Below are 25302 nucleotides of genomic sequence, written 5' to 3'. Positions count from 1 at the left end.
CATCGAGGAATGAATCTTGGCAACTGAGTATCTTGACAACCGAGATTATTCGGATGGGTTCTATGCTGCAACCGGGACGACGGGGCAGGGGGGTGGCGGTACGCGGTGACGGCGCAGAGCATGTACCGGCGGCGGGACGACCCGCGAGGGCGGATGGTCGCGGACATCACCAACGACCTGCGGCGTTACTCCACCGAGGCGCAGCACATCGGCCAGGCGTTCGCCAACCTGCACGGGCTCAACGCCACCGACCTGCAGGCGCTGATCGCGGTGATGGAAGCCGAGCTGATCGGCGACCCGACCACCCCCGGCCGCCTCGGTGAGGCGCTCAACCTCTCCTCCGGCTCGGTGACCGCGCTGGTCGACCGGCTCGAACGCGCCGGCCACATCCGGCGGGACCGGGACACCGTCGACCGGCGCAAGATCCTGCTGCACTACGCCGACCGGGGAGCCTCCCTGGCGCAGAGCTTCTTCGGGCCGCTGGGCCGGCGCACCGACCAGGTGATGGACCGGTTCACCGACGACGAGCTGGCCGTGGTGCACCGGTTCATGGCCGAGATGGTGCGGTCCATGCGGGCGCACCGCGACGAGGTGCGCGCCGCCCGTGGTGAACCCCACCGCGTCGGGACGCCCGAGCCGACCGGCGACGCCTGACCGTGTGGCCGGTCACCCGACTCGCCGCGGCGGCGCTGCGGCTGCCCGCGGCCCGCACCGTTCGGGTCGCCGTCACCCGGGGCCTTCCCGTCCGGGTCCGTGACGGCGTCACCCTGCGCACCGACCACTACGCCCCCGACCTGCCCAGCGTGCCGACGGTGCTCATCCGCACCCCGTACGGGCGGGGCGGGCCGATGCGGCTGCTCGGCCGGCTCCTGGCCGAGCGGGGCTACCACGTCGTCATCCAGGCCTGCCGGGGCACGGACGGCTCGGGCGGGCTCTTCGCCCCGCTCGTGCACGAACGCGACGACGGCCTCGACACCCTCGACTGGCTGCGCCGCCAGCCGTGGTACTCCGGCGGCCTCGGCACGTTCGGGGCCAGCTACCAGGGCTTCGTGCAGTGGGCGCTCGCCGCGGACGCGGGCGACGAGTTGCGCGCGATGGTCGCCGTGGCCACCGCGTCGGCCACCCGCGACTCCACGTACTCGGGGGAGTCCTTCGCCCTCGACACGGTGCTCACCTGGGTGGAACTGCTCCAGGCGCAGACCGTGCCCTGGCTGGCCCGCCAGTGGGAACTCAAGCGCGGCCAGCCCCGCCTCGCCGCGGCGCTGGCCCACCTGCCGCTGGCCGAGGCCGACAGGATCGCCACCGGCGTGACCGTCCCGTTCTTTCAGGAGTGGCTGCGACACCACACGCCGCAGGCCGACTACTGGCGGGCCCGGGTGTTCGCCGAGGCGGTGACGCGGGCCCGCGCGCCGGTGGCCATGGTCACCGGCTGGCACGACATCTTCCTCCCCGCCCAGCTCGACGACTACGCCGTCCTGCGCGCCGCCGGCCGCCGTCCACGTCTGGTGATCGGGCCGTGGACCCACGGCAGTCCCGGGCTCGTCGTGGCAGCGCTGCGCGAGGGCGTGGCCTGGCTGGACCGCCACCTCGCCGGCCTGCCGACCTCCGCGCCCGCTTCCACTCCGCCGGCCGCCACGCCGGCTTCCACGCCGGGGGCCGCCGCGCCGACCTCCGCGTCGCCGACCGCCGCGCCGGCTTCGGCGTCGCCGGCCGCGGCGCCGCCGGAACCCGGGCCGTCGCACGCCGCGCCGGTGCGGGTGTACGTCGGCGGCGCCGGTGGCGGCTGGCGTGACCTGCCGGACTGGCCCCCACCCGCGACGGCGGTGCCCTGGCACCTGCACCCGGGCGGCGTGCTCGCGGCACGGCCGCCCGTGCCGTCACCGCCGGACGTGTTCCGGTACGACCCGGCGGACCCCACCCCGTCCCTCGGCGGCCCGCTGCTGGTCGCCCAGCGGGCCGGGCCGGTGGACAACCGCCGCGTCGAGGCCCGGCCGGACGTGCTGACCTGGTCGAGCGCCCCGCTGGCCCGGCCGGTGGAGGTGATCGGGCCGGTGCGCGCCGAGGTGTACGTCCGCAGCGAGCTGTCCTACCTGGACATTTTCGTACGGCTGTGTGACGTGGACCGTCGCGGGCGGTCCTGGAACGTCTGCGACGGGCTGGTCCGGATCACCCCCGACCGCTTCCCGACCGGGCCGGACGGAGTGGTCCGCGTGCCGGTGCCCCTGTGGCCCACCGCGCACCGGTTCGCCGCCGGCCACCGGCTGCGGGTGCAGGTCTCCGGCGGTGCCCACCCCCGGTACGCGCGCAACCCCGGCACCGGCGAGCCCCTCGGCAGTGCCGTCACGCTGCGTGCCGGTTTCCGGGAGATCCTGCACGACCCGGAACACCCCTCCGGAGTGCACCTGCCGATAGCACACAGTGGACGCCCCGACCGTCGAATGTGAATGTGAGGCGCTCTGACCTGGGCGTTTGCCCGGAGAGCGGGCTATGGTTGGGGCAACGCCCGGCGCCGTGCACCAGTTGGCCGGGCCCGCGCGTCGAGCTCGCCCCGCGTACGCGGTGTAACGCCGTGCCCGGCCCTCGTCCAACCGGGAGAGGGGGACCCATGACCCGGGCTCCGGCGAACCTCATGGCCGTACGCAGCCTGCTTCTCGAGCACCTGAACGTCGACAAGAACACGGTCCGCGACGCGGACCTCGAACCCGCCGAGGTCGGCATCGTCGGCGACCCGGCGCACCGAGGTGGTTACCACTGCGGCTCGGACCGGGTGGTGACCAACGACTACTCGGTGGTCGAGTCACCGCGCGACCGGGCCGGGCTGACGCTGGACGCCGCCGCCCTCGACGTCGGCCAGTTCCGAGTCACCGTCCGCGGCCAGGCCCACGACCTCCGCAGCTTCTCCACCTGGTGTGTGGGGCAGTGCGCCGCGAACGCCGCGGACACGCGGGACATCCGCGAAATCATCTACAGCCCGGACGGGCGCGTGGTCCGCCGGTGGGACCGGCTCGGAAAGAGATCCAGCGGGGACAACTCGCACCTCTGGCACACGCATTTCAGCTTCTTCCGGGACGCCATCAAGGCGGGCCGGGACCAGAGATCCCTGTTCCGCCGCTACCTGACCGCCATCGGACTTCTGGAGGGACCGGACATGACGCAAGAGGAACACAACTGGCTCGCCACCATCCACAAGAACCTGACAGTTCTCGACGGCCGCAACCCGATCGGCCAGATCTACACACGGATGTCCGTGGGCGAGGACCAGACCGGGATCAAGCCGCCCAACTACCCGACGCTCAAGACGGTCACCGCGCAGCTGGCCGCGCTGCAGGCGGCGCTCACGGCGCTGGCCGGCCGGGACTTCACCGACGAGTCGGCGATCGTCCAGGGCGTGCTGGCCGGGCTCACCCCCGAGAAGATCGCCGAGGCGATCCCCCCGGAGCTGGCCGAGCAGGTCGCGGAGGAACTCGCCCGCCGGTTGGCGGCCTGAGTCGTGGGCGGGCCGCCCCGGCCCGGGGGCGGCCCGCCCACCCGTACGGCAAGAGTTATTACGCAATAGCTGTTGCACAACAGCTCTTGCTGATGTCACGCTGGTGGCATGGAGAACCACGACGTACGCCAGGTGACCGACTCCCGGGTGCTGGCCGCTCTGTCCCACCCGCTGCGCCGGCGGCTGATGGACGTGCTCAAGGTGCACGGTCCCGCCACGGTCGGCCTGCTCGCCGAGCGCACCGGCCAGGCGCCGGCCAACGTGAGCCACCACCTCAAGGTCCTCGCCGCCGCCGAGCTGGTCACCGAGGCGCCGGAACGGGCCCGCGACCGCCGCGAGCGGTGGTGGCGCCTGGTCAGCCGCGCCGTACGCTGGTCCAACGCCGACTTCGACGCCGACCCGGCGGCCCGCGCGGTGGCCGACGCCGCCACCTCGCTCAACCTCGACCGGCACGTGCAGATCGCCCGCGCCTGGCACGCGGCGGACGAGACGGCGCACGCGGCGTGGGGCGACGGGCCGTTCTCGACCGACCGGTGGTTGCACCTCACACCGGAGGAACTCGCCGAACTCGGACGTGAGGTGACCGACCTGCTGGCCCGCTGGGCCGACCGGGAGGTCCCCGACGACGGGCGGGAGCGCCACCCCGTCTTCCTGTTCGCCTACGGCGTCCCGGCCCAGCCGTGACCGCGCTCACCCGGTCCGGGGCACCCCCCGTGCGGCGTGGCGGGCTGCTCCGCCACCGCGACTTCCGGCTGCTGTGGGCGGCCCAGACGGTCAGCAGCGTCGGCAGCAACGTCACCGCGGTGGCGCTGCCCCTGGTGGCGGTGGCCGTGCTCGACGCGAGCACCGTGCAGGTGGCGGTGCTGACCGCCGCGGCCTGGCTGCCGTGGCTGCTGGTCGGCCTGCCGGCCGGCGCCTGGGTGGACCGGCTGCCCCGCCGGCCCGTGATGATCATCTGCGACCTGGTGTCGGCGCTGCTGTTCCTCAGCGTGCCGGTCGCCACGCTGTTCGGGGCGCTCACCGTCGCGCAACTGCTGCTCGTCGCGCTCGGCGCCGGGCTCGCCCGGGTCTTCTTCGAGACCGCCGACCAGGTCTACCTGCCCGTTCTGCTGCGTCCCGCACAGGTGCCGGAGGGCAACGCGAAGCTGCAGGCCACGCAGACCGCGAGCTACGTGGTCGGTCCGGGCCTCGCCGGCCTGATCGCCCAGGCCGTCGGCGCGGTGGCCGCGCTGCTGCTGGACGCCGTGAGCTTCCTGGTGTCGGCCGCCTGCCTGGCGCGGATCCGGACGGCCGAACCCCGGCCGGCGCGCGCCGGCCGGTCGCGGTCACTGCGCCGCGAGATCGCCGACGGCGTACGGTTCGTCGCCCGTGACCCGTACCTGAGGGTGCTGACGGTCTTCGGCGCCGCGAGCAACATCGGGCTGATCGGCTACCAGGCGGTGCTCGTCGTCTTCCTGGTCCGTGACGTCCGGCTCGCCCCGGGTGTGGTCGGCCTGCTCGTCGCGGCGATGAGCGCCGGAGGCGTGGTGGGCGCGCTGCTGGCCAGCCTCGCGGGCCGCCGCCTCGGCACCGCGCGGGCCATGCTGGGCTGCGCGGTGCTCAGCGGGCCGCCCGCGCTGCTGATCCCGCTCGCCGGCCCCGGCGCCGCCCTGCTCTGGCCGGCCCTCGGCGGGCTGCTGATCAGCCTCGGCGTGGCCGTCAACAACGTGCTCAAGGGCAGCTTCCGGCAGACCTACACACCGCACCACCTGCTGGGCCGCGTCACCGTGAGCATGCAGCTGCTCAACTACGGCACCATCCCGCTGGCCGCCCTGCTGGCCGGCGCGCTGGGCACCGTGTTCGGGGTCCGGACGGCGGTGCTGGCGATGACCGCCTGGCTGGCGGTCACACCGCTGATCCTGTTCGCGGGCCCGCTGCGCCGGCACCGGGACCTGCCCTCCGCACCCCCGGCGTCCACGCGCGACACCACCACGCCGGCGGTCGCCGCAAGCGGGCCGGCGCGGTGAGTAACGGTGCGGCGGCCGGGCTCTCCGGCCGCCGCACCGGTGGGACCTCACATGGGGCGTACGTTGTCCGCCTGCGGGCCCTTCTGGCCCTGGGTCACCTCGAACTCGACCTTCTGCCCCTCGCTCAGCTCCCGGTAGCCGCTGCTCTGAATGGCCGAGTAGTGGACGAACACGTCCGGGCCCCCGCCGTCCTGCTCGATGAAGCCGAAGCCCTTTTCCGAGTTGAACCACTTAACCGTGCCGGTTGCCATGCGTCTCTCCCTGTTCACAGCGGGCGACCACCGGCCGCCGGCCGATCGTCGCCCTGTACCTCCCCGACAGTAACGGTCCAAACCGACATCCGCCGGGCGAAGTGCCGGAGGCACCCGGGTGAACCTTTCCGGGACCTGGCGAAATGGGCACCGCCACACCCCCGCTGCGGCATGCTAGCGCCGGTGAGAGATGCCGCGGCCGCCGCGCTGACGGAGCTGGAACGCGAGATCGCCGCCGGCCACGGGCCGGACGGCCTGCGGCTCGCGCCCACCCCGTTCGTGCCCGAGGTCCGGCTGCACCTGGCCGAGGACCCGATCCTGTGGTGGGCCCGGATGGAGGCCAACGCCGGCCACCGCCTGCCGCCGCCGTACTGGGCCTCGGTCTGGGCCGGCGGGCAGGCCCTGGCCCGCCACCTGCTCGACCACCCCCACCTGGTCGCCGGGCGCCGGGTCCTGGACCTCGCCGCCGGCTCCGGCCTCGTGGCGATCGCCGCCGCGCTCGCCGGGGCCGCCCACGTGACCGCCAACGACATCGACCCGTACGCCGTCGCCGCGGTCACGATCAACGCCCGGGCCAACCGCGTCCGGGTCGCGGTGACCGGGGGTGACCTCCTGGACCGCGCCACCGACGGGACCGATCTGCTGCTCGCCGGCGATGTGCTGTACGACCGGGCGCTGGCCGACCGGATGCTGCCCTTCCTCGCCCGGGCCGCGGCCGGCGGCGCGGAGGTGCTGGTGGGCGACCCTGACCGGGGCCACCTGCCACCGGACCGGCTGGCCACAGTGGCCAGCTACCCCGTGCCGACCACCGAACCGGCGGTCGACTCGCCGGTACGCCGGGTGCAGGTGCTGCGCCCGTCCTGAGCCGCCGACTCAGGGGCGACCCCGAGACGATGATCAGGGACACAGTGGGGGATCCGGCCGGATGTGCCAGGTGACACGCCGCCATAGCGTACGGGTCATGGCGGATTGGCTGGCCCAGGTCGGAGAGCTCCCCACCACGCTGCTGATGGGGGTGCTCGGGGTGGTGATGCTCTTCGACGCCGTACCGCTGCTGGGGGTGCTGGTCCCCGGCGACGTGGCCATCCTCGCCGCGGTGGGGGTGGGCCGGCCCGCGACCGGGCTGGCCACCTTCACCTCCGTGGTGGTCGGCTGCCTGGCCGGCTGGTCGCTGAGCTTCCTCGCGGGCCGCCGCTACGGCGACCGGCTCCGCCACAGCCGTGTCGGCGGCTGGATCGGTGAGGCCCGGTGGGCGGCGGCCGAGGGCATCCTGCGCCGCGGCGGCGGGCGGATGGTGCTCGTGGCGCCGTTCCTGCCCGTGTTCAACGCGCTGCTGCCGCTGGCCGCCGGCGGACTGCACATGTCCTACCGGCGGTTCCTCGGCTGCGCCGCCCTCGGGGCTGCCGGCTGGGCCGGGCTCTACCTGGTCCTCGGCACCGCGTCCCGGTCGCTCGCCGGCCTGCTGCCCGGCGAGTCGAGCCCGATGCTGGTCACCATGGCGGTCGGGCTGCTGCTCGCCGGCGTCGTCCTGCTCGGCACCCGCCGCCGGCTACGCGCCCTGACCAACCCCACCACCTGAACCCACCCGGCCCCCGGCCCCCGCGCCCCCTGTGCCCCGCCGCAGTGATCAAGAGGTTTGCGTCAGCACCGGGTCGGGTCCTGACGCAAAGCTCTTGATCGACAGGGGGAGGGCGGTCACCAGCCCCGGGCCCGCCACTGCGGCAGCGCCGGCCGCTCCGCGCCGATCGTGCTGTCCTTCCCGTGGCCCGGGTAGAACCAGGTCTCGTCGGGCAGCCGGTCGAACAGCTTGGCCTCCACGTCGCCGATCAGCGCCGCGAACCGCTCCGGGTCCTTCTCGGTGTTCCCCACACCACCGGGAAACAGACTGTCGCCGGTGAACAGGTGCGGCGTGCCGGCCGGGTCCCGGTAGAGCAGGGCGATCGAGCCGGGCGTGTGCCCGCGCAGATGGATGACCTCCAGGGCGCAGTCGCCGACCGGGATCGTGTCGCCGTCGGCCACGGTCTCCGCCTCGATCGGCAGGCCGGACGCGTCGTCGGCGTGCACGAGCGCCCGCGCGCCGGTCTTGGCCACGACCTCCTCCAGCGCCACCCAGTGGTCCATGTGCCGGTGCGTGGTGACCACGGCCGTGAGGCCGCCGCCGCCGACCAGCTCCAGCAGGCGGGGCGCCTCGTTGGCGGCGTCGATCAGCACCTGCTCGCCGGTGCCGCGGCAGGTCAGCAGGTACGCGTTGTTGTCCATCGGGCCCACCGACAGCTTGCTGATCGTGAGCCGGTCGAGCTCACGCACCGCCGGGGGGCCGCCGGGGGACACGTCACCGCTGTAGGTCATCTGGTCTCTACATCCATTCGGGTGGGTTCGGCAGGGGGCCGTCGGGAGTGACGGTCAGCCGGTCGGCGCCGCCACGGCCGATCAGCCAGGCGGCGAGGTCGGGAGCGGGACCGGCGACGACCGGCGCGCCCCCGCGCTCGCCGATCAGAAGCTCGTGCCGGCTGCCGTCGAAACGGAGCACCATCGAGGGCACCCCGGGTCGGTCGACCAGGTCGGTGGCGACCTCGTGCAGCAGCCGGTGGGCGAACGTCTCCGGCCAGTCGGCCGGCCGGTGCCCGGCGGCCAGGTCCAGGTGGTGCACCTCCACCTCGCGCAGCCGGCACCAGACCAGCTCCGCGGCGACCCGGGGACCGCCCGGCGTCTCGACCGTTACTGTCCACGCCTCGGCCGGCATGGCGGCCGCGGCGTCGGCGAACCGGTCAGCCGAGCGGCGCAGGTCGTCCAGGTGCGCGGCGGCGGGCCGGTCGGCGCCGGCCTCGATCGCCGCCACGCGGCCGGCCGGCGAGTCGTACATCGGCCGCGGCTCGCCGGTGCGGGCGGCGGTGAGCAGGTTGACGAAGCCGTCGGCGTTGCGCGCCAGGTGGGCCAGGACGTGACCGCGGGTCCAGCCGGGCAGCAGCGACCCGGCGGCCAGGTCCGCCTCGTCGAAGGTGGCCGCGGCGCGCAGCAGCCGCGACGTCGCGGCGTCCACCTCGCCGGTCAGCAGCAGCGGATCCGTGGTCACCCTCCGACCCTAGCGGTCCCGCGGGCCGCAGTCGCCGGGGAAATCGCTTCCGGCGCGTCGCCGCACGCCCTACCGTCGGCGGCAACGCGGCACCGGGACGTCGGGAGGAGGTGGGGCTCATGCCGGTCGTGGCACGCGTGTTCCGCCAAACCCTGCGACACCGATGAGGAAACCATGAAGATCGACCTGACCGCCCTCGGCTGGGACGCCGGGTGGGCGGCCCACGTACGACGGCGTACCGACCACCGCCCGGGCCGGGTGGCCCGGGTCGACCGGGGGGTCTGCACCGTGCTCTGCGCGGACGGACCGGTCCGCGCCAGCCTGGGCGGCACGGTGCTCGCCGCCGCCGCCCGCGACCTCACCACCCTGCCCTGTGCGGGCGACTGGGTGCTGGTCGCCACCTGGCCGGACGGGCGGCACACCGTCGAGGCGGTGCTGCCGCGCCGTACCGCGCTGGTGCGCCGGACCGCCGGCAAGGACGCCAGCGGGCAGGTGCTCGCCGCCAACCTCGACGCCGCCGCGGTCGTCGAACCCGTCCACCCGGAACCGGACACCGGCCGCATCGAGCGGCTGCTCTCCCTCGTCCACGAGTCCGGCGCCCAACCGCTGGTCGTCCTCACCAAGGCCGACCTGGCCGCCGACCCGGAGGCGATCGCCCGCCAGCTCGCGGCGGTCGCGCCGGGCGTGCCGGTGCTGCCGGTCAGCGCCGAACGCGGCGCCGGCCTCGACCCGCTGCGGGCGCAGGTCGCACCCGGGCGGACCCTCGGCCTGCTCGGCCCGTCCGGCGCGGGCAAGTCGAGCCTCGTCAACGCGCTGGCCGGCGCGGTGGTGATGCCCACACAGGCGATCCGTCGCGTGGACGGCAAGGGCCGCCACACCACCACGTGGCGCTCCCTGGTGCCGGTGCCCGGCGGCGGCGCGGTGCTGGACACCCCGGGGGTCCGTGCGGTTGGCCTGCTGGACGGCTCGGCGGGCCTGGACCGGGCCTTCGCCGACATCGCCGACCTGGCGACCGGCTGCCGGTACGCGGACTGCGCGCACGACGGCGAGCCGGCCTGCGCGGTGCGGGAGGCGCTGGAGAGCGGTGACCTGAGCACCCGGCGCTGGGAGAGCTGGCGCCGGTTGCAGCGGGAGGTGGCCTTCGAGAGCCGGCGGCGGGAGGCCCGGCTCGCGGCCGAGCGTCGCGGCGGGTGGCGCGGGGCGCGCCGGCGGGCCAACCGGCCGGCCCGGCCGCCCTCGCCGGGCGGGTTCTGACAGCCGCCCCGGGCACATCGCCGGGCGGGTTCTGACAGCCGCCCCGGGCGCGTCGCCGGGCGGGTTCTCACAGCCGGCCAGGGCGCCCGGTCGGGTGGGCTCTGACGCCCCGCCCGACCGGCCTGAGCTGGGGGAATGTGCGGGCGCGGAGAATTGTCGTACCTCAGGGCTAGAGTTGCCGAGGCGTCATTCCTGCGCCCGCACAACCGCTCACCCTCGCCGTCGAGCGGACAGAACCGCCTCACCTTCTTACCCGGGAGTACACGGACCGTGGCCGACCGATTGATCATCCGTGGCGCGCGCGAGCACAACCTGCGTGACGTCAGCCTCGACCTGCCCCGGGACGCCCTCATCGTGTTCACCGGGCTGTCCGGGTCCGGCAAGTCGAGCCTGGCCTTCGACACGATCTTCGCCGAGGGCCAGCGCCGCTACGTCGAGTCGCTGTCGTCGTACGCCCGGCAGTTCCTCGGGCAGATGGACAAGCCCGACGTCGACTTCATCGAGGGGTTGAGTCCCGCCGTCTCGATCGACCAGAAGTCGACCTCGCGCAACCCGCGTTCCACCGTCGGCACCATCACCGAGGTCTACGACTACCTCCGTCTGCTCTTCGCCCGGGTCGGCGAGCCCCACTGCCCGGTCTGCGGCGAGCGGATCTCCAAGCAGAGCCCCCAGCAGATCGTCGACCGGGTGCTGGCCATGGCCGAGGGCACCCGGTTCATGGTGCTCGCCCCCGTGGTGCGCGGTCGCAAGGGCGAGTACGTCGATCTCTTCGCCGAGCTCCAGGCCAAGGGCTACGCCCGGGCCCGCGTCGACGGCGTGGTGCACCCGCTCACCGAGCCGCCGAAGCTCAAGAAGCAGGAGAAGCACACCATCGAGGTCGTGATCGACCGGCTCAGCGTCAAGCCCAGCGCCAAGCAGCGGCTGACCGACTCGGTCGAGGCGGCGCTCGGCCTCTCCGGCGGGCTGGTGCTGCTCGACTTCGTCGACCTGGCCGAGGACGACCCCGACCGGGAGCGCCGCTACTCCGAGCACCTGGCCTGCCCCAACGACCACCCCCTCGCCATCGAGGACCTGGAACCCCGGGTGTTCTCCTTCAACGCCCCGTACGGCGCGTGCCCCGAGTGCACCGGCCTGGGCACGAAGAAGGAGGTCGACCCCGAGCTGGTCGTCCCCGACCCGGAGCGCACCCTGCGCGAGGGCGCGATCCAGCCCTGGGCGAGCGGGCACACGCTGGAGTACTTCCTCCGGCTGCTCGAGGCGCTCGGCGACGCCGAGCACTTCGACCTGGACACGCCGTGGCGGGCGCTGCCGTCGCGGGCGCAGAAGACGATCCTGCACGGTTCCGACGACCAGGTGCACGTGCGCTACCGCAACAAGTACGGCCGCGAGCGGTCCTACTACACCGGCTTCGAGGGCGTGGTGCAGTGGATCGAGCGCCGGCACACCGACACCGAGTCGGAGTGGTCGCGCGAGAAGTACGAGGGCTACATGCGCGACGTGCCGTGCGCGGCGTGCGGCGGCACCCGGCTCAAGCCCGAGGTGCTCGCGGTCACCATCGCCGGCAAGAGCATCGCCGAGGTCTGCAACCTGTCGGTGGGGGAGTGCGCCGACCTGCTCGCCGGCATCGAGCTCACCGACCGGCAGAAGATGATCGCCGAGCGGGTCCTCAAGGAGATCAACGCCCGGCTGCGGTTCCTGCTCGACGTCGGCCTCGACTACCTGTCGCTGGACCGGCCGGCGGGCACCCTCTCCGGCGGCGAGGCGCAGCGCATCCGGCTGGCGACGCAGATCGGGTCCGGCCTGGTCGGCGTGCTCTACGTGCTCGACGAGCCGTCGATCGGGCTGCACCAGCGCGACAACCACCGGCTCATCGAGACGCTGGTCCGGCTGCGTGGCCTGGGCAACACCCTGATCGTCGTCGAGCACGACGAGGACACGATCCGCACGGCGGACTGGATCGTCGACATCGGCCCGGGCGCCGGTGAGCACGGCGGCAAGATCGTGCACAGCGGCTCGGTGCCGGCGCTGCTGGAGAACCCGGAGTCGGTCACCGGCGCGTACCTGTCGGGGCGCAAGTCGATCCCGACGCCGCAGACGCGTCGCCCGCAGACCCCCGGCCGGGAGCTGGTGGTGCACGGGGCGCGGGAGCACAACCTGCGCAACCTGACCGTGAGCTTCCCGCTCGGGCAGCTCATCGCCGTCACCGGCGTCAGCGGCTCGGGAAAGTCGACCCTGGTCAACGACATCCTGCACGCCGTGCTCGCCAACCAGATCAACGGCGCCCGGCTGGTGCCGGGCCGGCACACCCGGGTCACCGGTCTGGAGCACGTCGACAAGGTGGTGGGCGTCGACCAGTCGCCCATCGGGCGTACGCCCCGGTCGAACCCGGCCACCTACACGGGCGTCTGGGACCACATTCGCAAGCTGTTCGCCGAGACCACCGAGGCGAAGGTGCGCGGCTACGGGCCCGGGCGGTTCTCCTTCAATGTCAAGGGTGGGCGCTGCGAGGCGTGCTCCGGCGACGGCACCATCAAGATCGAGATGAACTTCCTCCCCGACGTGTACGTCCCGTGCGAGGTCTGCAAGGGCGCCCGCTACAACCGGGAGACCCTGGAGGTGCACTACAAGGGCAGGACCGTGGCCGAGGTGCTCGACATGCCGATCGAGGAGGCGGCGGAGTTCTTCTCCGCGATCCCCGCCATCCACCGGCACCTCAAGACCCTCGTCGACGTGGGCCTGGGCTACGTCCGCCTCGGCCAGCCGGCGCCGACGCTCTCCGGTGGCGAGGCGCAGCGGGTCAAGCTCGCGTCCGAGCTGCAGAAGCGGTCCACCGGCCGGACGGTCTACGTGCTCGACGAGCCGACCACGGGTCTGCACTTCGAGGACATCCGCAAGCTGCTCATGGTGCTCGAAGGGCTGGTCGACAAGGGCAACACGGTGATCACCATCGAGCACAACCTCGACGTGATCAAGACGGCGGACTGGCTCATCGACATGGGCCCCGAGGGCGGCCACCGGGGCGGCACCGTGCTCGCCACCGGCACTCCCGAGGAGGTCGCCGAGGTGCCCGAGAGCCACACGGGGCAGTTCCTGCGCCACGTGCTCAAGCTCGACGGCGAGGCGAAGGGCGCCGCGGCGGCCACGTCGCGGGCGGCCAAGGCCAACGGGTCGAAGGCCCGGTCCACGCGGAAGGTCCCCGCCGGGGCACGCTGAGCCGCCCACGCGCGGGACGGGCGTCGCGGCGGCGCTGACTCCAGGTCGCCGACGTGGCGGTGTCCGGGTGCGCCGGATGCCGCCACGTCGGCGATCCGGTGTCGACCACGGTCGCTCCAGGGCTGTCGAGCCGGTCACGCCAGGCCGGGCCAACTCCGGGCGCCGTACCCGGGTTCCGGCATGATCCGGATGAACCGTCGGGCACAGTGGGGCGTGTGTAAGCAGTGTGGGCCACGCGCCAGGGCGGGCCGCGGCAGCCGAAACGGAAGGGCGAGGTATGAGTGACGATCAGGTGCGGACCGGTCCGGGTACGCAGACGCGGCGGGTCCTGCTCGCCGGCGCCGGCGCGGTCGGAGCGGCCGTCGTCCTGACCGCCTGCGGCGGGGACGGCTCGGGCAACGGTACGACCGGGCAGCCCACCAGCGGTGGGCCCGCGGTGCCCAGCACCGGTGACGCCGGCGGCGGCAACCGGCAGGGCTCGCAGTCCCTGGCGACCACCACCGACATCCCGCTCGGCGGCGGCAAGGTCCTCGCGGCCGAGGGCGTGGTGATCACCCAGCCCACGGCCGGCCAGTTCAAGGGGTTCGACCCGATCTGTACGCACCAGGGCTGCCCGGTCTCGAACGTCGACGGCGGAACGATCAACTGCACCTGCCACGGCAGCCGCTTCTCGATCGAGGACGGCTCGGTCAAGGCCGGCCCCGCCACGCGCCCGCTGGGCCGCAAGGACGTCAAGGTCGTCGGAGACCAGATCTCGTTCGCCTGACCCACCCTGTCCCGCCCCACCCACCCCACCCCACCCCCACCCCACCCCGTCGATCATGCAGTTGTGGTGCCCGGTGCGCCCGCTTCTGTGACTGTTTGTGGGCCACCACATGTGCATGATCGACGGGGTCGGACGGCCCGGCGCGCGGCCGAGATCGTCGGTGGCGCGGACTAGGCTTGCAGCCGTGGCAGACCCCTCGACCTACCGTCCCGCGCCCGGCACCATCCCGGAGTCGCCGGGGGTCTACCGCTTCCGGGACGGCACCGGCCGGGTGATCTACGTCGGCAAGGCGAAGAACCTGCGCAGCCGACTCAACTCCTACTTCGGTGACATCTGGAACCTGCACGAGCGCACCCGGCAGATGGTGACCACCGCCGAGTCCGTCGACTGGATCACGGTGGGCACCGAGGTCGAGGCGCTCCAGCAGGAGTTCACCTGGATCAAGCAGTACGACCCGCGGTTCAACGTCCGCTACCGCGACGACAAGTCCTACCCCTACCTGGCCGTGACCCTCGACGAGGAGTACCCGCGGCTGCAGGTCATGCGCGGCGCCAAGCGCAAGGGGGTGCGCTACTTCGGGCCGTACTCGCACGCCTGGGCCATCCGCGAGACGCTCGACCTGCTGTTGCGGGTCTTCCCGGCCCGCACCTGCTCCGGCGGCGTCTTCAAGCGCGCCGGCCAGGTGGGCCGCCCCTGCCTGCTCGGCTACATCGGCAAGTGCTCGGCGCCGTGCGTCGGCACCGTCTCCGCCGAGGAGCACCGCGAGATCGTCGAGCAGTTCTGCGACTTCATGGCCGGTCGCACCGACACGATGGTCCGCAAGCTCGAACGGGAGATGACCGAGGCCAGCGAGCAGCTGGAGTTCGAGCGGGCCGCGCGGCTGCGCGACGACATCGCGGCGCTGCGCCGGGCCATGGAGAAGCAGACCGTGGTGCTCGGCGACGGCACCGACGCCGACGTGGTGGCGTTCGCCGACGACCCGCTCGAGGCGGCCGTGCAGGTGTTCCACGTCCGTGACGGCCGGGTCCGCGGCCAGCGCGGCTGGGTGGTGGAGAAGAACGAGGAGCTGAGCGTCGGCGACCTCGTGCACCACTTCTGCACGCAGGTCTACGGGGGCGAGCACGGCGAGGCCGACGTCCCCCGGGAGCTGCTGGTCCCGGAGCTGCCGGCCGACGCCGACGCGCTGGCCGACTGGCTGTCCAGTCACCGGGGCAGCCGGGTGACCCTGCGGGTGCCGCAGCGCGGCGACAAGCGGGCCCTCATGGAGACGGTCGAGCGCAACGCGAAGGACGCCCTGGCCCGGCACAAGCTGCGCCGCGCCGGCGACCTCACCACCCGCGGCAAGGCGCTCGACGAGATCAGCGACGCGCTCGGCATGCGTACGTCGCCGCTGCGCATCGAGTGCTTCGACATCTCCCAGATCCAGGGCACCGACGTGGTGGCCAGCATGGTCGTCTTCGAGGACGGGCTGCCGCGCAAGAGCGAGTACCGGCGGTTCATCATCCGGGGCGCCACCGACGACCTCTCCGCGATGTCCGAGGTGCTGCGCCGCCGGTTCGCCCGCTACCTCGACGCGCGCGCCGAAACCGGCGAGGCGGGCGTCGAGTCGGCCGACGACCCGGAGGCCCCGGCCGGGCAGGCCGACGACGAGCCGCGGATCGGCGCGCTGGTCGACCCGACCACGGGGCGGCCGCGCAAGTTCGCGTACCCGCCGCAGCTGGTGGTGGTCGACGGCGGTCCCCCGCAGGTCGCGGCGGCCGCCCAGGCGCTCGCCGAGCTGGGCATCGACGACGTGGCGTTGTGCGGGCTGGCCAAGCGACTGGAGGAGGTGTGGCTGCCCGACGACGAGTTCCCCGTCATCCTGCCCCGCAACTCCGAGGGCCTCTACCTGCTGCAACGCGTACGCGACGAGGCACACCGGTTCGCGATCACGTTCCACCGGCAGCGCCGCTCGAAGCGGATGACCCAGTCGGCGCTGGACACGGTGCCCGGGCTGGGGGAGGTGCGGCGCAAGGCGCTGCTGCGCCACTTCGGCTCGCTGAAGCGGCTGTCCGCGGCGACCGTCGAGGAGATCACCGAGGTGCCGGGGGTCGGCCGGCGCACGGCCGAGGCGATCCTCGCCGCCCTCGACGGCGAGCGGAAGATCCCGTCCGCCGACTGACCCGGCCCCGGCGCCACCCGGCCTCGGCGTCCACCCGGCACCGGCGCCACTCGGCACCGCCCGGCGGCGCCGAGCCCCACCCGGCGGCGCCGAGGCCCACCCGGCGGCGCCGAGGCCCACCCGGCGGCGCCGAGGCCCACCCGGCGGCGCCGAGGCCCGCCCGGACCGGGATCGCCGCGCTACTCGGCGGCGAGGACGGCCAGGATCTGCTCGCCGTACTTCGCGAGCTTGTTCTCGCCCACCCCGCTGACCCGGGACAGCTCGGCCAGTGAGGTGGGCGCGTCGGTGGCGATCTGGCGCAGCGTCGCGTCGTGGAAGATGACGTACGCCGGCACGCCCTGCTCCTTCGCGGCCGCGGCGCGCCAGGCGCGGAGCCGTTCGAACACCGGGGCCGCGGCGGGCGGCAGGTCGGCGACCGCCGTGGCGGCGCGGGACCGGCCGGAGCGGGTGGACGCGGGCCGCTCGGGCTCGCGCCGCATCATCACGGTGCGCCGGCGGCCCAGCACCTCGGCGCTGGTGTCGGTGAGCACCAGGGTCCCGTAGTCGCCCTCGACCGCGAGCAGCCCCTCGGCGAGCAGTTGCCGGACCACCCCGCGCCACTCGGCCTCCCGCAGGTCCTCGCCGACGCCGAAGACGGTCAGCGAGTCGTGGCCGAACTGGGTCACCTTCTCGGTGCGCCGCCCGAGCAGGATGTCGATGCAGTGCCCGGCCCCGAAGCGCTGGTTGCGTTCGCGGTCGAGCCGGTACACGGTGGAGAGCAGCTTCTGGGCGGCGATCGTGCCGTCCCACGACTCCGGCGGCTCCAGGCAGGTGTCGCAGTGGCCGCAGGGGCCGGTGGCCGGCTCGCCGAAGTACTCCAGCAGCTGGGCCCGGCGGCAGCGGACCGTCTCGCAGAGCGCCAGCATGGCGTCCAGGTGCCGGGCCAGCCCCCGGCGGTGCGCCGCGTCGCCGTCGGAGGTCTCGATCAGCTTCCGCTGCTGGACGACGTCCTGGAGCCCGTACGCCAGCCAGGCCGTGGACGGCAGGCCGTCCCGCCCGGCGCGGCCGGTCTCCTGGTAGTAGCCCTCCACCGACTTGGGCAGGTCGAGGTGGGCGACGAAGCGCACGTCCGGCTTGTCGATGCCCATGCCGAACGCGATCGTGGCGACCATCACGAGCCCGTCCTCGCGTAGGAAACGCTGCTGGTTGGCCGCGCGCGTGGCCGCGTCGAGGCCCGCGTGGTACGGCAGCGCGGCGACGCCGTTGGCGGTGAGGAACTCGGCGGTCTTCTCCACCGAGGCGCGGGAGAGGCAGTAAACGATGCCGGCGTCGCCCGGGTGCTCGTCGCGCAGCAGGCTCAGCAGCTGCTTGCGGGGCTCCCGCTTGGGGACGATCCGGTACTGGATGTTGGGCCGGTCGAAACTGGCCACGAAGTGCCGGGCGCCGGTCAGGTCGAGCCGGGTGGCGATCTCGGCGCGGGTGGCGCTCGTCGCGGTGGCGGTCAGCGCGATGCGCGGCACGTCCGGCCACCGCTCGTGCAGCATCGACAGGGCCAGGTAGTCCGGCCGGAAGTCGTGCCCCCACTGGGACACGCAGTGCGCCTCGTCGATCGCGAACAGCGCGATCTTGCCCCGGTCGAGCAGCTGGACGGTGCCCCGGGCGCCGAGCGCCTCCGGCGCGAGGTAGAGCAGGTCCAGCTCACCGGCCAGGAAGGCCGCCTCGACGCGGCGGCGGGCGTCCAGGTCGAGCGTCGAGTTGAGGAAGCCGGCGCGGACGCCGACCGCGGTCAGCGCGTCGACCTGGTCCTGCATGAGCGCGATCAGCGGGGAGACGACGACGGCCACGCCGGGGCGTACCAGCGCCGGGATCTGGTAGCAGAGTGACTTGCCGCCGCCGGTCGGCATCAGCACCAGGGCGTCGCCGCCGGCCACCACGTGGTCGACGACGTCCTGCTGGAAGCCGCGGAAGGTGTCGTAACCGAAGACCCGGCGCAGCACCTCCAGGGCCTCGGAGGTGCGCAGCTCGGTGGGGGAGGCCATCCGGGAAGTGTACGAGCCGGCACCGACCACGACCGCGTGATACACGGTGCGGGTGGTGCCCCTGGGGCATGCCGGCCGAGGCGGGCATACCCGGGATAGAGTCGCTGTTTGACCGTTGGCGGCCGGGAAATCGGCCGCGGGTCACGGCTTGGGGGTAGTGGGTGAGCGAGGCGCGCACAGCCGAGGGACGGCACGACACCTCGGCGGAGACGCTGGCCGGGGCCCCGGCGGAGTCGGACACCACCCTCGTGGTGGTCACCGGGCTCTCCGGCGGCGGGCGCAGCACGGTGGCCCGGGCGTTGGAGAACGTCGGCTACTACGTGGTCGACAACCTACCGCAGGCGCTCATGCTCGACATGGCGGAGCTGGCCTTCAAGGCCGGCGGGGCGGCCCGCCGGACCGCGATGGTGCTCGACGTGCGGTCCCGTGCCTTCTCCACGGATCTGGCCGGTGCGATCCGGGCCCTCAAGGACCGGGGATTCTCGCCCCGGGTGGTTTTCGTCGACGCCGACGACGAGGTGCTGATCCGCCGGTTCGAGAGCGTCCGGCGTTCCCACCCGTTGCAGGGCGACGGGCGGCTCGCCGACGGCATCGCGGTCGAGCGTGGCCTGCTGGAGGAGGCCCGCGACCAGGCCGACGTGATCATCGACACCAGCCACCTGAACGTGAACCAGCTCCGCCGCCGCATCGAGGAGCTGTTCGGCGGCGAGGACGCCCGCCGGCTGCGCGTCACCGTGCTGTCCTTCGGCTTCAAGTACGGCCTGCCGCCGGATGCCGACTTCGTGTTGGACGCCCGTTTCCTGCCGAACCCGTACTGGGTGCCGGAACTGCGTGAGCACACCGGCCGGGAGGAGGCGGTGAGCGCGTACGTGCTCGGCCAGGAGGGGGCGGACGCCTTCGTGGCCTCGTACGCCGACCTGGTCAACGCCACCACCGTCGGTTTCGAGCGGGAGGGCAAGCGCTACCTGACCGTGGCCGTCGGCTGCACCGGCGGCAAGCACCGCAGCGTGGCGATCGCCGAGGAGTTGGCCGCCCGGCTGCGCCAGTCCGGGCTCGCCGCCAACGCCCAGCACCGCGACCTGGGGCGGGAATGACGACGCGGGTGGTGGCCTTCGGCGGCGGCCACGGGCTCTCCGCCTCGCTGCGGGCGCTGCGCCGGTGCGCCCCGGAGCTGGACCTGGACATCACGGCCGTGGTGACGGTCGGCGACGACGGTGGCTCCAGCGGCCGCCTGCGCGCCGAGCGGGGCGGCCTGCCCCCGGGTGACCTGCGGCAGGCGCTGGTCGCGCTGGCCGGCGACCACCCCGCCACGCGGCGCAGCGCCGGGCTCTTCCAGCACCGCTTCGCCGAGGTGTCCGCCCCGAAAGCCGCGGCCGGCCTGAAAGCAGGGGCCGCCCCGAAAGTCACGGCCGGCCCGAAAGCCGCAGTGGGCCCGTCCGCCCGGGACGCGGCGACCGACCCGGCCGGCGCGGACCCCCCGGCCGGCGCCGACTCGCCCGCGCCGACCGGCGACGGCCTGGCCGGCCACGCCGTCGGCAACCTCGTGCTCTGCGGCCTGATGGAACTGCTCGGCGACCCGGTGGCCGCTCTCGAACACGCCGGCGCGATGCTCGGCGCGGTGGGTCGGGTGCTGCCCATGTCCTGCCAGCCGGTGGGGATCGAGGCGCAGGTCCGCGGCGCCGACCCCGACCGGCCCGACGAGGTGCGGACGATCTCCGGCCAGCACCAGGTGGCGGTCACCACCGGCCGCGTCGAGTCGCTGCGGTTGACGCCCGCCGCGCCGGAGGCGTGCCCGGAGGCCGTCGAGGCGATCGGCGCCGCCGACTGGCTGATCTTCGGCCCGGGCAGCTGGTACACGAGCGTCCTGCCGCACCTGCTGGTGCCACAGCTCGCCGACGCGATCGTGTCGAGCCCGGCCCGGCGGCTGGTCACGCTGAACCTCGCCGCGGAGAAGGAGACCCAGCGCCTCTCCGTGGCCGACCACCTGGCCGCGTTGCGCTGGTACCTGCCGGAGCTGAAAGTCGATCACGTCCTGGCAGACGCGAAGGCGGTGGGTGACCCCGAACCGGTCGAACGTGCGGCAGAATCGCTGGGTGCCCGGCTGGTCCTCGCCCCCGTCGCCGTCCCCGACGGCGCTCCCCGCCATGATCCAGCCGCCCTGGGCGCCGCACTGGTGCCTGTCCTGGGCGCCGATCGTTAGACACGTACGTAATCTCCGGCGACACGCCGGAACCGGTCCGTGAGGGGACGCACAATGGCGATGACGGCTGCGGTCAAGGACGAGCTGAGTCGGGTCGACGTGCCCAAGCCCTGCTGCCGGCGGGCGGAGATGGCGGCGCTGCTGCGCTTCGCCGGCGGCCTGCACATCGTGTCCGGCCGCGTGGTGGTCGAGGCCGAACTCGACACCGGGGCGGTGGCCCGCAGGCTCCGGCGGGAGATCGCCGAGGTCTACGGCTACCCCAGCGAGATCCACGTGCTCGCCTCGGGCGGGCTGCGCAAGGGCAGCCACTTCATCGTGCGGGTGGTCAAGGACGGCGAGGCGCTCGCCCGGCAGACCGGCCTGCTCGACGTGCGGGGCCGGCCGGTGCGCGGCCTGCCGCCGCACGTGGTCGCCGCGAACGTCTGCTGCGCCGTCTCCGCCTGGCGGGGCGCGTTCATGGCCCACGGCTCGCTCACCGAGCCGGGCCGGTCCAGCGCGCTGGAGATCACCTGCCCCGGCCCCGAGTCGGCGCTGGCGCTGGTCGGCGCCGCCCGCCGCATTGGCATCACCGCGAAGAACCGCGAGGTGCGCGGCGTGGACCGGGTGGTGGTCAAGGACGGCGACGCGATCGCCGCGCTGCTCACCCGTATCGGGGCCCACTCCAGCGTGCTGGCGTGGGAGGAGCGCCGGGTCCGCCGCGAGGTGCGGGCCACGGCGAACCGGCTGGCGAACTTCGACGACGCGAACCTGCGCCGGTCGGCGCGCGCCGCGGTGGCCGCCGCGGCCCGCGTCACCCGGGCGCTGGAGATCCTCGCCGACGACGCCCCGAACCACCTCACCTCGGCCGGCCAGCTGCGGCTGGAGCACCGCCAGGCCTCCCTGGAGGAGTTGGGCGCGCTCGCCGACCCGCCGCTGACCAAGGACGCCATCGCCGGGCGGATCCGCCGGCTGCTGGCGCTGGCCGACAAGCGGGCCCGTGACCTGGGTATCCCGGATACGGAAGCGGCCGTCACGCCCGACATGCTCGTGGTCTGATAGGACGGTGGCGGTCAGCGCGGGCGAGCCAGCCGGAGGGCGCGTCCTCGCCCCGCCGCGCCCCGGACGGGTGGCCGGCCGGGAACGCGAGCCGGTCGCCACCCGGCGCAGCGCCCTGCCACGCGCTCGGATAAGGTCGCAGCGTACGGCAAGGGGGCCGGCACCGGTGCTCTTCGCCGCGCGCACCGCCTCGGGCGGTCAGGTCTTCTCAGACCGCGGCGGGGTGGCCGAAGAGAACTGTCAACGGCCGGCTCGAACGGTCGGCGCACACACCTCCGCCGGCGTCACGGTCTCCGGCCGGCGGACCAGAACGCGAGGAGATGGGACCTGTGACCATCCGGGTTGGCATCAACGGCTTCGGTCGGATCGGCCGCAACTTCTTCCGGGCAGTGCTGGCGTCCGGTGCTGACGTCGAGGTCGTGGCGGTGAACGACCTGACCGACAACGCGACGCTCGCCCACCTTGTCAAGTACGACAGCATCCTTGGCCGCCTTCCGCACGAGGTCAAGGCCACCGCCGACGAGATCACCGTGGGCGGCAAGACCATCAAGGCGTACGCCGAGAAGGACCCGGCGCAGCTGCCGTGGGGTGAGGTCGGCGCCGACGTGGTCATCGAGTCCACCGGTTTCTTCACCGACGCCACCAAGGCGAAGGCGCACATCGACGGCGGCGCCAAGAAGGTCATCATCTCGGCGCCCGCCAAGAACGAGGACGTCACGGTGGTCATGGGCGTCAACCAGGACCAGTACGACCCGGCCAAGCACACGATCATCTCGAACGCGTCCTGCACCACCAACTGCCTCGCCCCGATGGCGAAGGTGCTGCACGACACGTTCGGTATCCAGCAGGGCCTGATGACCACCATCCACGCGTACACGCAGGACCAGAACCTGCAGGACGCGCCGCACAAGGACCTGCGCCGCGCCCGGGCCGCCGCCCTCAACATCGTCCCGACCTCGACCGGTGCCGCGAAGGCCATCGGCCTGGTCCTGCCGGACCTCAAGGGCAAGCTGGACGGCTACGCGCTGCGCGTGCCGATCCCGACCGGCTCGGTCACCGACCTCACGGTGACGGTCGGCCGGGAGACCAGCGTCGACGAGGTCAACGCCGCGCTCAAGGCCGCCGCGGAGGGCCCGCTGCGGGGCATCCTCACCTACAACGAGGACGCGATCGTGTCGACGGACATCGTCACCGACCCGGCGTCCTGCATCTTCGACGCGCCGCTCACCAAGGTCATCGGCAACCAGGTGAAGGTCGTCGGCTGGTACGACAACGAGTGGGGCTACTCGAACCGCCTGGTCGACCTCGTCAAGCTGGTGGGTTCGTCCCTGTGAGTGCGATGAGCCTGCGAGCCCCGCAGTCACGAACGGAGGGCTAGCGCGGTGAGCATCCGCAACCTCGACGACCTGCTCGCCGAGGGGGTGTCGGGTCGGCGCGTGCTGGTGCGCGCCGACCTGAACGTCCCGCTCGACAAGCAGAATGGCGCGATCACTGACGACGGCCGGATCCGCGCCGTCCTGCCGACCCTCAGCGCGCTCGTCCAGGGCGGCGCGAAGGTGGTCGTCTGCTCGCACCTGGGCCGGCCGAAGGGCACGCCGGACCCGCAGTTCAGCCTCCGGCCGGTCGCCGACCGGCTGGGTGAGCTGCTCGGCGCGCCGGTGCACTTCGCCACCGACACGGTCGGCGACTCGGCCCGTTCCACGGTGGACGCGCTCGCCGACGGCGAGGTCGCGCTGCTGGAGAACCTGCGGTTCAACGCCGGCGAGACCAGCAAGGACGACGCCGAGCGGGGCGCGTTCGCCGACCAGCTGGCCGCGTTCGGCGAGGCGTACGTCGACGACGCGTTCGGCGCCGTGCACCGCAAGCACGCCAGCGTCTACGACGTGCCGGCGCGGCTGCCGCACGTCGCGGGCCGGCTGGTGCTGCGCGAGGTGGAGGTCCTCTCCACGCTCACCGGTGACCCCGAGCGGCCGTACGTGGTGGTGCTCGGCGGGTCCAAGGTCTCCGACAAGCTCGCGGTGATCGAGGCGCTGCTGCCGAAGGTCGACCGGCTGCTCATCGGCGGCGGGATGTGCTTCACCTTCCTCAAGGCGCAGGGCCACGAGGTGGGCAGCTCGCTGCTGGAGGAGGAGATGGTGGAGACCTGCCGCAACCTCCTCGAGCGCTCCGAGGGCAAGATCCTGCTTCCGGTGGACGTGGTGGCCGCCGACGCCTTCGCGCCGGACGCGGCGCACGACACGGTCCGCGCCGACGGCATCCCGACCAAGCGGGTGGGGTTGGACATCGGCCCGGAGACGGTCGCCGGGTTCGCGGCCGCCCTCAAGGGGGCGCGCACCATCTTCTGGAACGGCCCGATGGGCGTGTTCGAGATGGCGCCCTTCGCCCACGGCACCCGCGGGGTCGCCGAGGCGATCGCCTCCTCCGGCGCGTTCACCGTCGTCGGCGGCGGTGACTCGGCCGCGGCCGTGCGGGCGCTCGGGCTCGACGAGTCCGCCTTCGGGCACATCTCCACCGGTGGCGGCGCGTCGCTGGAGTACCTGGAGGGCAAGACCCTCCCCGGCATCGCGGCCCTGGAGAAGTGATGGCGAAGGTCACCCGCCGGCCGCTGATGGCCGGCAACTGGAAGATGAACCTCAACCACCTCGAGGCCAACCTCCTGGTGCAGAAGCTGGCGGCCAGCCTCACCGAGAAGCAGCTCACCGACGTCGAGACGGTGGTGCTACCGCCCTTCACCGACCTGCGCAGCGTGCAGACCGTGGTGGAGGGCGACAAGCTGCTGATCGGCTACGGCGCGCAGGACCTCTCCCCGCACGCCTCGGGCGCGTACACCGGCGACATCTCCGGGCCGATGCTCGCCAAGCTGGGCTGCACCTACGTGGTGGTCGGGCACTCGGAGCGGCGGGCCTACCACCACGAGGACGACGGGGTCGTCAACGCGAAGGTGAAGGCGGCGCTGACTCACGGGCTCACCCCGATCCTGTGCGTGGGTGAGGGGCTGGACGTGCGCGAGGACGGCCGGCACGTGGCGCACTGCGCGGACCAGCTCGTCGCCGCCCTCAGCGGGATCACCGCCGAGCAGGCCACCAAGATCGTCGTGGCGTACGAGCCGATCTGGGCGATCGGCACCGGCAAGACCGCGACGCCGGACGACGCCCAGGAGGTGTGCCGGGCGGTCCGCCAGCGGCTGGTCGAGATCTACGGCCAGGACACGGCGGACCAGATCCGGATCCTCTACGGCGGCTCGGTCAAGGCCTCCAACATCGCCGCGATCATGTCCCAGACGGACGTGGACGGCGGCCTGGTGGGCGGCGCCAGCCTGGACGCCGAGGAATTCGCGCAGATCTGCCGGTTCCCGGAGCACATCGCCCGCTGATCGCTCGCTATCCTTGACTCCGCCCGTCCGCCGGTCGGTGCCGCCGTGCCCGACCTGCCCGGGCGAGGATCGCTACGAGAGGACTGACCCCAGCCATGCTGCCGATCTGGTTCGCATACACGTTGATCGTGTTGCTGATCATCACGAGCATCCTGCTCACCATGCTGATCCTGCTGCACCGAGGTAAGGGCGGTGGGCTCTCCAGCATGTTCGGCGGCGGGGTGAGTTCCAGCCTGGCCGGCTCGTCGGTGGCGGAGAAGAACCTCGACCGCTACACCGTCCTCGTGGGCATCATCTGGTTCGCCTGCATCGTGGGGATCGGCCTCTGGCTCCGTCTCCAGCTCAGCGGCACCTGAGCGGCCGGTTCGAGTCGTACAATCTGCGCGCGGTCCGTCACCCGACGGGCCGCGCGCAGGTCTTTTTCCGCACCGCGTCGCCCGCCGCCCCATCCCGCGGCGGTCCCCT

Annotated in this window: 22 protein-coding genes; 18 read left to right on the top strand and 4 right to left on the bottom strand. The window is 73.3% G+C overall.

Annotated elements, in window-relative coordinates; translation table 11 throughout:
• The first annotated feature begins 120 nt into the window (after nucleotides 1–120).
• The 5 genes from D7193_RS13225 (at nucleotide 121) to D7193_RS13205 (ending at nucleotide 5493) form a co-directional block, all read left to right on the top strand.
• A complete protein-coding gene (locus D7193_RS13225; RefSeq protein ID WP_120780384.1) occupies nucleotides 121–654 on the top strand; it encodes a MarR family winged helix-turn-helix transcriptional regulator in 534 nt (177 codons plus the stop codon).
• A gap of 2 nt (nucleotides 655–656) precedes the next feature.
• A complete protein-coding gene (locus D7193_RS13220; protein WP_120779774.1) occupies nucleotides 657–2444 on the top strand; it encodes a CocE/NonD family hydrolase in 1788 nt (595 codons plus the stop codon).
• Nucleotides 2445–2605: 161 nt separating this feature from the next.
• Nucleotides 2606–3487: a hypothetical protein gene (locus tag D7193_RS13215; protein ID WP_120779773.1), complete on the top strand. Its 882-nt coding sequence runs from the start codon at nucleotides 2606–2608 to the stop codon at nucleotides 3485–3487.
• Between the two features lie 108 nt (nucleotides 3488–3595).
• Complete coding sequence (locus D7193_RS13210; RefSeq protein WP_120779772.1) at nucleotides 3596–4171, top strand: ArsR/SmtB family transcription factor; 576 nt, start codon at nucleotides 3596–3598, stop codon at nucleotides 4169–4171.
• Nucleotides 4172–4200: 29 nt separating this feature from the next.
• Nucleotides 4201–5493 (top strand): MFS transporter, encoded by a 1293-nt coding sequence (locus D7193_RS13205; RefSeq protein WP_241562971.1) that lies wholly within the window; start codon nucleotides 4201–4203, stop codon nucleotides 5491–5493.
• A 47-nt stretch (nucleotides 5494–5540) separates the two neighbouring features.
• On the opposite strand, the gene D7193_RS13200 is transcribed toward D7193_RS13205, so the two are convergent.
• Entirely contained in the window at nucleotides 5541–5744 is a 204-nt protein-coding gene (locus D7193_RS13200; protein WP_076467683.1) for a cold-shock protein, read from the bottom strand.
• 171 nt (nucleotides 5745–5915) lie between these two features.
• Here D7193_RS13200 and D7193_RS13195 point away from each other — a divergent pair, with 171 nt between their 5' ends.
• Entirely contained in the window at nucleotides 5916–6608 is a 693-nt protein-coding gene (locus D7193_RS13195; protein WP_120779770.1) for a class I SAM-dependent methyltransferase, read from the top strand.
• Between the two features lie 97 nt (nucleotides 6609–6705).
• Complete coding sequence (locus D7193_RS13190) at nucleotides 6706–7323, top strand: DedA family protein (RefSeq protein ID WP_120779769.1); 618 nt, start codon at nucleotides 6706–6708, stop codon at nucleotides 7321–7323.
• Between the two features lie 116 nt (nucleotides 7324–7439).
• On the opposite strand, the gene D7193_RS13185 is transcribed toward D7193_RS13190, so the two are convergent.
• Nucleotides 7440–8093 carry an MBL fold metallo-hydrolase gene (locus D7193_RS13185; protein WP_120779768.1) on the bottom strand — a complete coding sequence of 218 codons (654 nt, stop codon included), beginning with the start codon at nucleotides 8091–8093 and terminating at the stop codon, nucleotides 7440–7442.
• A 7-nt stretch (nucleotides 8094–8100) separates the two neighbouring features.
• On the bottom strand, nucleotides 8101–8817 hold the full coding sequence (locus D7193_RS13180; protein WP_120779767.1) for a maleylpyruvate isomerase family mycothiol-dependent enzyme: 717 nt from the start codon (nucleotides 8815–8817) through the stop codon (nucleotides 8101–8103).
• 174 nt (nucleotides 8818–8991) lie between these two features.
• On the opposite strand from D7193_RS13180, the gene rsgA reads away from it, so the two are divergent.
• From rsgA to uvrC, 4 genes are all read left to right on the top strand, one after another.
• Nucleotides 8992–10071, top strand: coding sequence for a ribosome small subunit-dependent GTPase A (gene rsgA, locus D7193_RS13175; protein ID WP_120779766.1), 1080 nt, complete (start codon nucleotides 8992–8994; stop codon nucleotides 10069–10071).
• Between the two features lie 270 nt (nucleotides 10072–10341).
• On the top strand, nucleotides 10342–13284 hold the full coding sequence (gene uvrA, locus D7193_RS13170) for an excinuclease ABC subunit UvrA (RefSeq protein WP_120779765.1): 2943 nt from the start codon (nucleotides 10342–10344) through the stop codon (nucleotides 13282–13284).
• Nucleotides 13285–13561: 277 nt separating this feature from the next.
• Nucleotides 13562–14050: a Rieske (2Fe-2S) protein gene (locus tag D7193_RS13165; RefSeq protein ID WP_120779764.1), complete on the top strand. Its 489-nt coding sequence runs from the start codon at nucleotides 13562–13564 to the stop codon at nucleotides 14048–14050.
• A gap of 184 nt (nucleotides 14051–14234) precedes the next feature.
• Nucleotides 14235–16211: an excinuclease ABC subunit UvrC gene (gene uvrC, locus D7193_RS13160; RefSeq protein WP_120779763.1), complete on the top strand. Its 1977-nt coding sequence runs from the start codon at nucleotides 14235–14237 to the stop codon at nucleotides 16209–16211.
• Between the two features lie 179 nt (nucleotides 16212–16390).
• Here the strand turns inward: uvrC and recQ are convergent, their stop codons facing one another.
• Entirely contained in the window at nucleotides 16391–18229 is a 1839-nt protein-coding gene (recQ, locus tag D7193_RS13155) for a DNA helicase RecQ (protein WP_120780383.1), read from the bottom strand.
• Nucleotides 18230–18441: 212 nt separating this feature from the next.
• Here recQ and rapZ point away from each other — a divergent pair, with 212 nt between their 5' ends.
• The 7 genes from rapZ to secG all read left to right on the top strand — a co-directional run bounded on the left by rapZ (nucleotide 18442) and on the right by secG (nucleotide 25193).
• Nucleotides 18442–19323 carry an RNase adapter RapZ gene (rapZ, locus tag D7193_RS13150; RefSeq protein ID WP_120780382.1) on the top strand — a complete coding sequence of 294 codons (882 nt, stop codon included), beginning with the start codon at nucleotides 18442–18444 and terminating at the stop codon, nucleotides 19321–19323.
• Nucleotides 19320–20429 (top strand): gluconeogenesis factor YvcK family protein, encoded by a 1110-nt coding sequence (locus D7193_RS13145; protein ID WP_120779762.1) that lies wholly within the window; start codon nucleotides 19320–19322, stop codon nucleotides 20427–20429. Before rapZ ends, D7193_RS13145 begins: the two co-directional genes overlap by 4 nt.
• A 54-nt stretch (nucleotides 20430–20483) precedes the next feature.
• Complete coding sequence (gene whiA / locus D7193_RS13140) at nucleotides 20484–21464, top strand: DNA-binding protein WhiA (protein WP_067304387.1); 981 nt, start codon at nucleotides 20484–20486, stop codon at nucleotides 21462–21464.
• Nucleotides 21465–21793: 329 nt separating this feature from the next.
• Nucleotides 21794–22798 (top strand): type I glyceraldehyde-3-phosphate dehydrogenase, encoded by a 1005-nt coding sequence (gene gap, locus D7193_RS13135; protein ID WP_120779761.1) that lies wholly within the window; start codon nucleotides 21794–21796, stop codon nucleotides 22796–22798.
• A gap of 48 nt (nucleotides 22799–22846) precedes the next feature.
• Nucleotides 22847–24046, top strand: a complete 1200-nt coding sequence (locus D7193_RS13130) for a phosphoglycerate kinase (RefSeq protein ID WP_120779760.1) — start codon at nucleotides 22847–22849, stop codon at nucleotides 24044–24046.
• The gene (gene tpiA, locus D7193_RS13125; protein ID WP_120779759.1) at nucleotides 24046–24837 is read left to right on the top strand and encodes a triose-phosphate isomerase; all 792 of its coding nucleotides are present in this window, start codon (nucleotides 24046–24048) and stop codon (nucleotides 24835–24837) included. Before D7193_RS13130 ends, tpiA begins: the two co-directional genes overlap by 1 nt.
• 98 nt (nucleotides 24838–24935) lie before the next feature.
• Nucleotides 24936–25193 (top strand): preprotein translocase subunit SecG, encoded by a 258-nt coding sequence (gene secG, locus D7193_RS13120; protein ID WP_120780381.1) that lies wholly within the window; start codon nucleotides 24936–24938, stop codon nucleotides 25191–25193.
• Nucleotides 25194–25302: the final 109 nt, after the last annotated feature.

It is taken from the genome of Micromonospora costi, assembly GCF_003626655.1.
Classification (GTDB): domain Bacteria; phylum Actinomycetota; class Actinomycetes; order Mycobacteriales; family Micromonosporaceae; genus Micromonospora; species Micromonospora costi.
This window is presented reverse-complemented; position numbering and strand designations above follow the sequence as displayed.

What these genes read in the sequence shown, in the direction of transcription:
- D7193_RS13200 (WP_076467683.1), bottom strand. Translation starts at nt 5,744, where the DNA reads ATGGCAACCGGCACGGTTAAGTGGTTCAACTCGGAAAAGGGCTTCGGC.
- whiA (WP_067304387.1), top strand. Translation starts at nt 20,484, where the DNA reads ATGGCGATGACGGCTGCGGTCAAGGACGAGCTGAGTCGGGTCGACGTG.
- D7193_RS13215 (WP_120779773.1), top strand. Translation starts at nt 2,606, where the DNA reads ATGACCCGGGCTCCGGCGAACCTCATGGCCGTACGCAGCCTGCTTCTC.
- D7193_RS13225 (WP_120780384.1), top strand. Translation starts at nt 121, where the DNA reads ATGTACCGGCGGCGGGACGACCCGCGAGGGCGGATGGTCGCGGACATC.
- tpiA (WP_120779759.1), top strand. Translation starts at nt 24,046, where the DNA reads ATGGCGAAGGTCACCCGCCGGCCGCTGATGGCCGGCAACTGGAAGATG.
- D7193_RS13190 (WP_120779769.1), top strand. Translation starts at nt 6,706, where the DNA reads ATGGCGGATTGGCTGGCCCAGGTCGGAGAGCTCCCCACCACGCTGCTG.
- recQ (WP_120780383.1), bottom strand. Translation starts at nt 18,229, where the DNA reads ATGGCCTCCCCCACCGAGCTGCGCACCTCCGAGGCCCTGGAGGTGCTG.
- rsgA (WP_120779766.1), top strand. Translation starts at nt 8,992, where the DNA reads ATGAAGATCGACCTGACCGCCCTCGGCTGGGACGCCGGGTGGGCGGCC.
- D7193_RS13165 (WP_120779764.1), top strand. Translation starts at nt 13,562, where the DNA reads ATGAGTGACGATCAGGTGCGGACCGGTCCGGGTACGCAGACGCGGCGG.
- D7193_RS13145 (WP_120779762.1), top strand. Translation starts at nt 19,320, where the DNA reads ATGACGACGCGGGTGGTGGCCTTCGGCGGCGGCCACGGGCTCTCCGCC.
- D7193_RS13185 (WP_120779768.1), bottom strand. Translation starts at nt 8,093, where the DNA reads ATGACCTACAGCGGTGACGTGTCCCCCGGCGGCCCCCCGGCGGTGCGT.
- D7193_RS13210 (WP_120779772.1), top strand. Translation starts at nt 3,596, where the DNA reads ATGGAGAACCACGACGTACGCCAGGTGACCGACTCCCGGGTGCTGGCC.
- D7193_RS13195 (WP_120779770.1), top strand. Translation starts at nt 5,916, where the DNA reads ATGCTAGCGCCGGTGAGAGATGCCGCGGCCGCCGCGCTGACGGAGCTG.